Genomic DNA, 9,544 nt, shown 5'->3' on the forward strand with positions numbered 1-9,544 from the left:
GGATCAGTTGTTATATAGCTATAACAACTGACCGTTCGTGAAGGAGTTTCGATGACCGCGGTTCAGCAGCACGCCGCCAGCGATCCGGCGGGCCCGACCGGGCGATTGGCCACCTGGGTCGCGGGCCTCACGCTCGGCGACGTCCCCGCGGACGTGATTGAACGGGCGAAATATCTCCTGCTCGACGGGTTGGGCTGCGCACTGGTCGGTGCGCAATTGCCCTGGTCACGGATCGCGACTGGCGCGGTGCTGGAGCTGGAGGGTGCCGGCGACACCGTGGTGATCGGCACCGGCCACACCACCGGCGCACCCGCGGCCGCGGTGCTCAACGGAACCTTCATCCAGGGCTTCGAGCTTGACGACTTCCATCCACTGGCGCCCTTGCACAGCTGCTCGCTGTTGATTCCGGCATTGCTGTCGACGGCGTCGGTTCGGCCGCATCCGACGACCGGTGCCGAGTTCCTGCTCGGGGCGATCGCCGGGTTCGAAGTGGGTCCGCGCGTGGGCTACACACTGCACGGAACTCAGATGCTCGACCGTGGCTGGCACTCCGGCCCGGTCTTTGGCACCCATTCGGCGGCCATGGCGTCGGGCAAGCTGCGCGGTCTGCCGCCCGCCCAGCTCGAAGACGCCCTCGGCCTGGCCGGCACCCAGTCCGCCGGGCTGATGGCCGCGCAGTACGAGGCAATGAGCAAGCGCATGCACCATGGCTTGGCCGCCCGCAACGGCTGCTACGCCGCCGGGCTTGCCGCCGCCGGCTATACCGGCATCAAGCGGGTGTTCGAGCGCGAATATGGCGGATTCCTCAGTGTTTTCGGTGAAGGCCACAATCCCGATGCCGCTGTGCTGACCGGTCAGCTCGGCCAGCGCTGGGAGACCACCTTCATCATGGTCAAGTCCTACGCCGCAATGGGCGGTCTGCACGGGGCGATCGATGCGGCCCGGCGATTGCGGAGTTCGATTGCGCCGAAAGATATCTCGACGGTAGACATCACCGTCGGCGAGACGGTCTACAAGCACGGCTGGTGGCGTCCGGAACGTCCGCTCACGCCGATCGGCGCGCAGATGAATATCGGCTACGCCACCGCCGCAGCACTGCTGGACGGCAACGTGCTGACCGAGCAGTTCACCCCGGCACGGCTGGACGCCGACGACATCTGGTCGCTGATCTCCAATACCTCGGTGCACCTCGATGAATCGCTGACCAACGCGCCGATCACCGAGCGGTTCCGGACCGATGTCACAGTGACCACGCGAGACGGCGCGGTGCACCGGGCCCGCGTCGACCTGCCGCACGGCGCGCCCACCGACCCGGTCACCAACGACGAACTCGTCGCGAAGTTTCATTGCCTCGCCGATCGGGTGACGAGCCGGCGACGCGCCGATGCCATCGAGCGGGCGATGGTCGGTCTGGAAAACCTGGATGACATCGACGAACTGAACGACCTGCTCGCCGCGCCTGTCGCGGGCGCCCTGGACTGAAAGGACGGCCATGGCCAGCACACCGGCCCGCCAACGGCTGCGAGACCTGTTGGACACGCGCGAACTCATCGTCGCACCAGGGGTTTTCGACGGTATCTCGGCACAGTTGACCAAGCGCACCGGACATGTAGCTGCGTACATGACCGGAGCGGGTGTCGCGGCGTCCGGGTTCGGCCTGCCCGACATCGGGTTGGTCACCGCGACCGAGATGGCCGACCGGGTCCGGATGATCGCCGGCGCACTGGGCGACATTCCGCTGATCGCCGACGCCGACACCGGCTACGGGGCACCGATGAACGTGGTACGCACGATGCGCTGTTACGAGGCGGCCGGAGTAGCCGCAATTCAATTGGAAGACCAGGTATTTCCGAAACGCTGCGGCCATTTGCCCGACAAGCGGGTCGTCGACGCCGCGGTGTTCGAACAGACGCTGGCTGCCGCGCTGGACGCCAGGTCCGACGACAACCTGCTCGTCGTGGCCCGCACCGACGCCCGCGGCCCGCTGGGGCTGGACGTCGCGATCGAGCGGGCGAATCGTTATGCCGAAGCGGGAGCGGACATCATCTTCGTCGAAGCGCCACGCGACGAGCAGGAGGTCGAGCGCATCGCACGCGAGGTCGATGCGCCCTTGCTGATCAATCTGGTGCTCGGCGGGCTGACCCCGCTGGAATCGGCGTCCCGGTTGCAGGAGTTGGGCTACGCGATCTCGATCCACCCGGGCAACCTGCTGATGCAAGCGACATTCGGCATGCTGCAAAGCCTTTGCCAACTCAACGGCAGCGACGTGGTCACCCATCTGCCCGCCAGCCCCGCCGACTTCTTCAACCTGGTCGGCATGTCAGAGTGGCTGGAGCTCGACGCCAAGTACACAGTTAAGGATGCCTCATGGGCATGACCGTCATCGAGAAGATCTTCGCGCGCAAGGCCGGCCTGGACTCGGTGGCGCCCGGCGATACCGTGGTGGTGGACGTCGATATGACCGTGCTGATCGATCTGCAATTCGCGACGATGTGGATCCAGCCCAACAGGATTCACGACCCCGACAAACTGGCCGTCGTCATGGACCACGCCGTGCCCGCACCGACCATCAAGGACGCCGCGGGCGGTCCGCAGGCCCGCAAATTCGTCGCCGACTTCGGCATCGAACGCTTCTACGATGTCGGGCGCCACGGCATCTGCCATCAGGTCATCGCCGAGAATGGCCTGGCCCGACCCGGAGAAATCTTGGCCTGCACCGACTCTCACACCTGCGCTGCGGGTGCTTACAACACCGCGGCCCGCGGACTCGGCCCCGCCGAGATCTACTCGATCATGTGCACCGGCACCACGTGGTTCCAAGTCACGCCGACCGTCCGCTACGAACTCGAGGGAAACAAACCAAACACGTTGAGCGGCAAAAACATCTTCTTATACATCGCCGACAAATACGGCGACGCCGCCAACCTCAATCTGGAATTCGGCGGCCCCGGCCTGGGCGGGATTCCGATGCACGACCGGCGCACCATCGCGACCCAGGGCGCGGAGGTGTCGGCCGATTTCAGCACCTTCGAAGCCGACCACGTGCTGGCCGCATTCCTCGACGACACCGGCGTCACCGGATATACCTCGGCCGCACCGGATCCCGACGCTACCTATCACGATGTGCGGCACATCGACCTGTCCGCGCTGGAACCCTATGTGGCGCGGCCTGGCACAGTCAGCCGCAACGGCTTGCCCGTGTCACAGCTGGGCCGGCAGAAAGTGAACCAGGCGTTCATCGGGTCATGCGCGAACGGTCAACTCGAGGATCTCGAGATCGCCGCACAAGTGTTGCGCGGCAATACCGTTGCCCCAGGGGTGCGGCTGCTCGTCACGCCAGCCTCCCAGTCCGTGTACCGAGATGCCATGCGGCTCGGTTACCTACAGGACATCGCCGACGCGGGTGGTGTCGTCACCAACTCGACGTGCGGCGCCTGTTTCGGCTACCACATGGGCGTCATCGGCCCCGGCGAAGTGTGCGTCACGTCCAGCACCCGCAACTTCACCGGACGCATGGGCAGCACCGAGGCCGAAATCTTCATGGCCTCTACCGCGACCGTTGCCGCGTCGGCGATCACCGGTTACATCACCGATCCGAGGAGTGTGGCGGCATGGCGGTGAGTTCGCTGACGTTTCAAGGCAAGGTATGGGTGTTCGGCGACAATCTCAACACCGACGCGATGTACCCGGCCTTCGCGATGAAGATGGATCCTCCCGAAGCGGCCAAGCACATCTTCTACGAGGTCCGGCCGGGTTGGGCCGATCAGGTTTCCCCGGGCGATATCGTGCTGGCCGGCAAGAACTTCGGGATCGGCTCGTCGCGCCCGGTGGCTGCTCTGTTCACCGAACTCGGTGTCGCCGGGCTGGTCGCCGAGGAATTCAATTCGCTGTTCTTCCGCAATGCCGTGAATGCCGGACTGCCTGCGATCACCGTGCCGGGCGCCACCGCCGTGTTCACCGAGGGTGATACCGGCAGCTTCAACCTGACCGATGGCACCTGGCGCAATGACAGCACCGGAGCGTCGGGAACGGTTCCGAAGTTGCCCACCCTGATTCTCGAGATCATTGAGAGCGGCGGCGTCATGCCCCGGCTGGCGGCGCAGGGTTATCTGCCCGCCGAACTCGCCGACGTGCTGCGTTCCAGCGCGGTCGCCATGCGCGGCGCCGGAAGCGGCGCTTGATGGCGCTACTTGGCCCGCTGCTGCGGGGTGTCCGCGCCGGTGCACAGCGAGGCCCGTTGTGCGGTGCTGACTTTGCAGCGCCCGAATCCATCACGGTCACCAGTGCGGCGTTCGCCGACGGCGCCGCGATGCCGTCATCCAGTGCGGGAAAGGGCGTGGGTGGGAACACCTCGCCGCCGCTGCACTGGGACGGCCTGCCGCCCGAGACCCGGCAGACCGTCCTCATCATCGACGACATCGATGTTCCGCTGCACCGCCCGCTGCTGCACACGGTCGCGCTGATCGAACCGTCACTTGACCGAGTCGCGGCGGGCGCGCTGCAGCCGGGAACGGCGGGGGTCCGGTTCATCCGCGCGGATCTGGGTCACCGCGGCTACGCCGGCCCGCGGCCGATTCCCGGCCACGGAGCGCATCACTACCGCTTCCAGTTGTTCGCGATCGATTCGCCGATTCCGGAAAATGTCAGTACCCCAAGGGCTCTATTGGCGGCAATGGCCGGGCATGTACTGGCCCGCGGCACACTCACCGGCACCTACGAGCGCTAGCCGGCGGCGGCCGCCGGACTATGGCTGAGCTGCGGTTGGCAGTAACTGGCAGCGCCTGGCGTCGATCTGGCAGTGCTTTGCGAGCAACGTCGATGCCATCGGTAACCAACCAGAAAGGAACCTCATGTCCGCCACCACTGTCGACCGCACAGGTACCCGCGACGGATTTCTTCGCCTCGCGATGCGCGCAGACGCCGCCATCAGCGGCGTGGCCGGCCTGGCCGGCGTCCCGCTGGCCGGTTGGCTGGCCGCGACATCGGGCACCACCACGGCGTTCGAGTACGGCATGGCCGGCTTCTTGATCAGTTACGGCGTGCTGGTGCTCTGGCTGGCCTCACTGCCATCGGTGCGCCGCGCCGGCATGGCCGTCGTGATCGGCAACCTGCTCTTCACGGTGGCCGCCGTCGCTCTCGTGCTCGCCGATGTCTTCCCGCTGACCACCTCGGGTGTGGTTCTCACCTTGGCATCCGGCATCTACACCCTGTTCTTCGCCGAGCTGCAATACCAGGGCTGGCGCCGCGCGCGGGCATAAACCCCGCCACAGCTCGGGCCCGCTCGGTCATATCCGGGGGGGCTTCGAGCCGGCTAGTCCTCGGGAACCTCACGGTCGATCTCGTCGAGCCAGATGCGCGCGGACATGTCCGACGGGGCGCGCCAGTCTCCTCGCGGCGACAGCGCGCCGCCGTGGGACACCTTGGGGCCGTTGGGCAGTGCCGAGCGTTTGAACTGACTGAATGAGTAGAACCGCTGCACGAAGATCTGCAGCCAGTGCCGGATCTCCTTGAGCTGATAGGACGGTCGCTTGTCCGCCGGGAATCCTGGCGGCCAGCTGCCCCGCTCGGGATCCATCCAGGCGTGCCAGGCCAGGAACGCGATCTTCGACGGCCGGAACCCATAGCGCAGTACGTGAAACAACGAAAAGTCTTGCAGGGCATAGGGTCCGACCTTGGCCTCGCTGCTCTGCAGTTCTTCCTCCTCGCCGGTGGGGACGAGTTCGGGAGTTATCTCGGTGTCGAGCACCGACTGCAGCACCGCGTCGACGTCGGATTCGAACTGTCCCGACGAGATGACCCAGCGAATCAGATGCTGTATCAGTGTTTTCGGCACACCGGCGTTGACGTTGTAGTGCGACATCTGGTCGCCGACGCCGTAGGTCGACCAGCCCAGGCCCAGCTCGGAGAGATCGCCGGTGCCCAGCACGATCCCGCCACGCTGATTGGCCAGCCGGAACAGGTAGTCGGTGCGCAATCCGGCCTGGACGTTTTCGAAGGTCACGTCGTAGACGCTCTCGCCGCGGGAGAACGGGTGATCCATCTCCTTGAGCATCAGCGCCGCCGTATCGCGGATGTCGATCTCGGCGAAAGTCACGCCGAGCGCGCGGCACAGCTCGACCGCGTTGCGTTTGGTGCGCTCACCCGTCGCAAACCCCGGCAGAGTGAAGGCCAGAATGTCGCTGCGCGGCCGGTTTTCGCGGTCCATCGCCCGCGCGGCAACGATCAGCGCGTGGGTGGAATCCAGCCCGCCGGAAATCCCGATGACGACCTTGGGGTAGCTCAGCGCACGCAGCCGCTGTTCGAGCCCGGAGACCTGGATGTTGTAGGCCTCGTAGCAATCCTGTTGCAGCCGTTGCGGGTCGGCGGGAACGAAGGGAAAACGCTCGATCGCTCTGCGTAATCCGACGTCGCCGGTCGGCGGGTCGAGCGGAAACTCGATGAGCCGAAACGTGTCCGTCAGGGACCGGTGATGTCGCCGGTTGTCGTCAAAAGTGCCCATGCGCAGCCGCTCCGAGCGCAGCAACTCGGTGTCGACGTCGGCGACCGAACGTCGCTCTCCCTTGGGGAAGCGCTCGGATTCGGCGAGCAGCACCCCGTTTTCGAAGATCATCGTCTGCCCGTCCCAGGCCAGGTCGGTCGTCGATTCGCCCTCGCCCGCGGCGGCGTAGATGTAGGCGGCCAGGCATCGCGACGACGCCGAGCGAGCCAGCAGCCGACGATCCTCGGCACGCCCGATCGTGATCGGGCTGCCGGACAAGTTGGCCAGCACCGTCGCACCCGCCAGCGCCGCTTGCGCGCTGGGCGGAATCGGCACGAACATGTCCTCGCAGATCTCGACGTGCAGGATGAAATCGGGATAGTCGGAGGCCACAAATAGCAGATCGGGCCCAAACGGCGCCTCGAACTCGCCGATCCGGATGATGCCGTGCTCGTCGTCACCGGGCGCGATCTGGCGGTGCTCGTAGAACTCGCGATAGGTGGGCAGGTAGGACTTGGGCGCCACTCCGAGCACGACGCCGCGGTGGATGACGACGGCAGTGTTGTAGATGCGCTGCCGGTAGCGCAGCGGGGCGCCGACCACCAAGATCGGCAGCAGGTCGTTGGATGCGGTGACGATGTCGGCCAGCGCGGTTTCGACGTCGTCGAGCAACAGGTCCTGCAGGACGATGTCCTCGATGGAGTACCCGGACAGCGTCAGCTCCGGGAAGACGGCCAGCGCGACACCCTCGTCGTGACACTGGGCGGCCAACCGCAACACCGAGGCCGCATTGGCTGCCGGATCGCCGATCGTGGTGTGGTGCGTGCACGCGGCAACCCGGACAAACCCCTGGCGGTAGCTGTTGTAGAAGTCCATCGCCCTCCCATTGTCGCCCGATCGGTGTTAACAAGCATGCGCCGGGTATCACCTCGACATGAGTGATACCGCTGTCCTGGTGGTCGACATGATGAACAGCTATCAGCATCCCGACGCTGATCTCCTAATACCCAATGTCGGCAAGATCGTCGACCCGCTGACCGATGTGGTGCGCCGCGCACGCGAATCCGACGACGTAGACCTGATTTACGTCAACGACAACTACGGCGACTTCACCGCCGAGTTCACCGACCTCGTCGAATCCGCATGCCACGGCGCACGGCCCGAGCTGGTGGAGCCGATCGTGCCGGCCAAGGGCAGCCGGTTGCTGACCAAGGTCCGCCACAGCGCGTTCTATTCGACGTCGCTGGCGTATCTACTCAATCGCCTCGGCACCGAACGGCTGGTCCTGACCGGACAGGTCACCGAGCAGTGCATCCTCTACAGCGCGCTGGACGCCTATGTGCGGCATTTCCAGGTCGTCATTCCTACGGATGCCGTCGCCCACATCGACGAAGAACTCGGCGCGGCGGCATGCAAGATGATGGAACGCAATATGTCTGCGGAGCTGACGACGGCGGCGGACTGCCTCGGGTAACAGTCGAATGGAACCGGGCTTCGACACCCAAATAGGTTGGAGGGCAAGGTAAGCCGCCAAACCCCACCGCGAATTTGGCGCACCACGGTATCCGCAGCCGAAGTGGCTAGATTATTCGCGCGCGGGTTCTAGACTCGACGAGGTGGCGGATATGCTCCGGGTCAGCAATGTGGGGCTGCAGATACTGGCAGCACATTGCGACACGGTGTCGGCGAGTTTGGTGGCAACGACCCCACTACCCAGCGTGGGGCCACCAGTGCAAGCGACTTCTGGCGCCGTCGGATCCGCATATGCGGCGATCGACGGGGTGATCACAACATTGGCTGGGAGAGCCCAGGCCAGCGCAGTCAAGGCCGCTGCAGCGGGTGCTGAGTTTGTCGCTACCGATGGTGTCGGCGCACAGACCGTTGCCTCGATTACCAAGGGATGACCCGTGGCAGGTGTCGTTGGCGTGGGGGCGCCCAACTTGTCAGAGATTCGAGCCTGGGACGTTGCGCACCTAGAGACCGCAGCCAGGGATTGGACCGCTACGGCCCAACATTGGGAAACATCGTTTACCTCGATTCATCGGGCTTCCGTGTCTCCGGGCGGGACGGTGTGGGAAGGGGCAGCGGCGGAGGCAGCTCAGGCAAGAGCCTTCGCCGATCTCGTAAGAGTCCGTGGACTGGCCGATGCCCTGCACGAATCCGCGGCGATAGCGCGCCGAGGAGCCGAAACCATCTATTCCGCGAAGCAGAGTGCGCTGGACGCGGTTCAAGACGCCAGTGCCGCCGGATATCTGGTAGGTGAAGACCTGTCGGTAACGCCGACGCGGGGTGGCGCAGCCGCTCGGGCCCAAGCGCAGATCTACGCCGCCCGTATCCAAGAACGCGCTGTCCAATTGGCCGCCCACGACCAAGAGGTCGCCGCCAAAATAACTGCCGCCACCGCACCCCTTCACGCGGTGGCCTTCAACGAGCCGCCGATTGGGCCGAGCGACAACAAACCGAAAATCCAAGCAGTTGACTTGCACACGTTCAAAGATGCTCCGAATCCAGAACCCGAACCTCCGCCGGGTGGATGGAGCGAAGACCCGCTGATGCGGGCCGCGCAAAAAATCGCTTATGGACATGCCGGCACGGGACCTAACGCGCACCTTGGCCAGTTTCCTGGGATGACGAAGGATCAGCTCGCAGACGTAATACACGACATGTTCACACGCGATCCGAAGGAGCTCATCGTTGGCCGAACTGCAGATGGTGCGCCCGTACTCTACGACCCCAAAAACAATGTAGTCGTCATCCGGGACCCGAACGGCGCCGACTGCGGAACGGTATTCAAGCCAGACAGAGGGATCCAATATCCGTTGGGCGACGGCAAGAATCCTGGGAAGATTGCTACCCGCGAGCCGTTCATTCCGCCCGGACAACTTGCCGATGGCCCTATTCCCAAACCCGTCGAGCCGCCGCGCTCGGCGCCAGCGGCCCCCGCTCCATTCGCACCGCGTTCCCCAGTCGAAGTGCAGCCTGCGCCCCGGCCACAGGCACCGTCGGTCAAGGAGGGACCAACGGTCGTCGGTGGACCCGGGGCGCCATTTGGCCCCACCCTGGCAC

Annotated in this window: 8 protein-coding genes and 1 pseudogene; 8 read left to right on the forward strand and 1 reads right to left on the reverse strand. The window is 65.1% G+C overall.

Annotated features, from left to right (window positions below):
- Positions 1–51: 51 nt before the first annotated feature.
- From AC5Y5O_RS05635 to AC5Y5O_RS05660, 6 genes are all read left to right on the forward strand, one after another.
- Positions 52–1,482, forward strand: a complete 1,431-nt coding sequence (locus tag AC5Y5O_RS05635) for an MmgE/PrpD family protein (RefSeq protein ID WP_096289283.1) — start codon at positions 52–54, stop codon at positions 1,480–1,482.
- Positions 1,483–1,492: 10 nt separating this feature from the next.
- Positions 1,493–2,377 (forward strand): isocitrate lyase/PEP mutase family protein, encoded by an 885-nt coding sequence (locus AC5Y5O_RS05640; protein WP_096289285.1) that lies wholly within the window; start codon positions 1,493–1,495, stop codon positions 2,375–2,377.
- The gene (locus AC5Y5O_RS05645) at positions 2,368–3,621 is read left to right on the forward strand and encodes an aconitase/3-isopropylmalate dehydratase large subunit family protein (RefSeq protein WP_500024114.1); all 1,254 of its coding nucleotides are present in this window, start codon (positions 2,368–2,370) and stop codon (positions 3,619–3,621) included. The genes AC5Y5O_RS05640 and AC5Y5O_RS05645 overlap by 10 nt, the downstream gene beginning before the upstream one ends.
- Complete coding sequence (locus AC5Y5O_RS05650) at positions 3,612–4,181, forward strand: LeuD/DmdB family oxidoreductase small subunit (RefSeq protein ID WP_096289289.1); 570 nt, start codon at positions 3,612–3,614, stop codon at positions 4,179–4,181. Before AC5Y5O_RS05645 ends, AC5Y5O_RS05650 begins: the two co-directional genes overlap by 10 nt.
- On the forward strand, positions 4,181–4,726 hold the full coding sequence (locus AC5Y5O_RS05655; protein ID WP_096289291.1) for a YbhB/YbcL family Raf kinase inhibitor-like protein: 546 nt from the start codon (positions 4,181–4,183) through the stop codon (positions 4,724–4,726). The genes AC5Y5O_RS05650 and AC5Y5O_RS05655 overlap by 1 nt, the downstream gene beginning before the upstream one ends.
- 124 nt (positions 4,727–4,850) lie before the next feature.
- A complete protein-coding gene (locus tag AC5Y5O_RS05660) occupies positions 4,851–5,258 on the forward strand; it encodes a hypothetical protein (protein WP_096289293.1) in 408 nt (135 codons plus the stop codon).
- A 53-nt stretch (positions 5,259–5,311) separates the two neighbouring features.
- Here AC5Y5O_RS05660 and AC5Y5O_RS05665 read toward each other — a convergent pair whose 3' ends face one another.
- Positions 5,312–7,354, reverse strand: coding sequence for an NAD(+) synthase (locus AC5Y5O_RS05665; RefSeq protein ID WP_096289295.1), 2,043 nt, complete (start codon positions 7,352–7,354; stop codon positions 5,312–5,314).
- Between the two features lie 58 nt (positions 7,355–7,412).
- Between AC5Y5O_RS05665 and AC5Y5O_RS05670 the strand changes: the two genes are divergently transcribed.
- Both AC5Y5O_RS05670 and AC5Y5O_RS05675 read left to right on the forward strand, forming a co-directional pair.
- On the forward strand, positions 7,413–7,952 hold the full coding sequence (locus AC5Y5O_RS05670) for a cysteine hydrolase family protein (protein ID WP_500024115.1): 540 nt from the start codon (positions 7,413–7,415) through the stop codon (positions 7,950–7,952).
- Positions 7,953–8,547: 595 nt separating this feature from the next.
- A pseudogene (locus AC5Y5O_RS05675) lies at positions 8,548–9,544 on the forward strand (hypothetical protein); the annotation flags it as partial.

The sequence above is a fragment of the Mycobacterium sp. NGS40 genome, from assembly GCF_059812735.1.

Coding starts and splice junctions, on each gene's coding strand:
- AC5Y5O_RS05635 (WP_096289283.1), top strand. CDS start 52: ATGACCGCGGTTCAGCAGCACGCCGCCAGCGATCCGGCGGGCCCGACC.
- AC5Y5O_RS05640 (WP_096289285.1), top strand. CDS start 1,493: ATGGCCAGCACACCGGCCCGCCAACGGCTGCGAGACCTGTTGGACACG.
- AC5Y5O_RS05645 (WP_500024114.1), top strand. CDS start 2,368: ATGGGCATGACCGTCATCGAGAAGATCTTCGCGCGCAAGGCCGGCCTG.
- AC5Y5O_RS05650 (WP_096289289.1), top strand. CDS start 3,612: ATGGCGGTGAGTTCGCTGACGTTTCAAGGCAAGGTATGGGTGTTCGGC.
- AC5Y5O_RS05655 (WP_096289291.1), top strand. CDS start 4,181: ATGGCGCTACTTGGCCCGCTGCTGCGGGGTGTCCGCGCCGGTGCACAG.
- AC5Y5O_RS05660 (WP_096289293.1), top strand. CDS start 4,851: ATGTCCGCCACCACTGTCGACCGCACAGGTACCCGCGACGGATTTCTT.
- AC5Y5O_RS05665 (WP_096289295.1), bottom strand. CDS start 7,354: ATGGACTTCTACAACAGCTACCGCCAGGGGTTTGTCCGGGTTGCCGCG.
- AC5Y5O_RS05670 (WP_500024115.1), top strand. CDS start 7,413: ATGAGTGATACCGCTGTCCTGGTGGTCGACATGATGAACAGCTATCAG.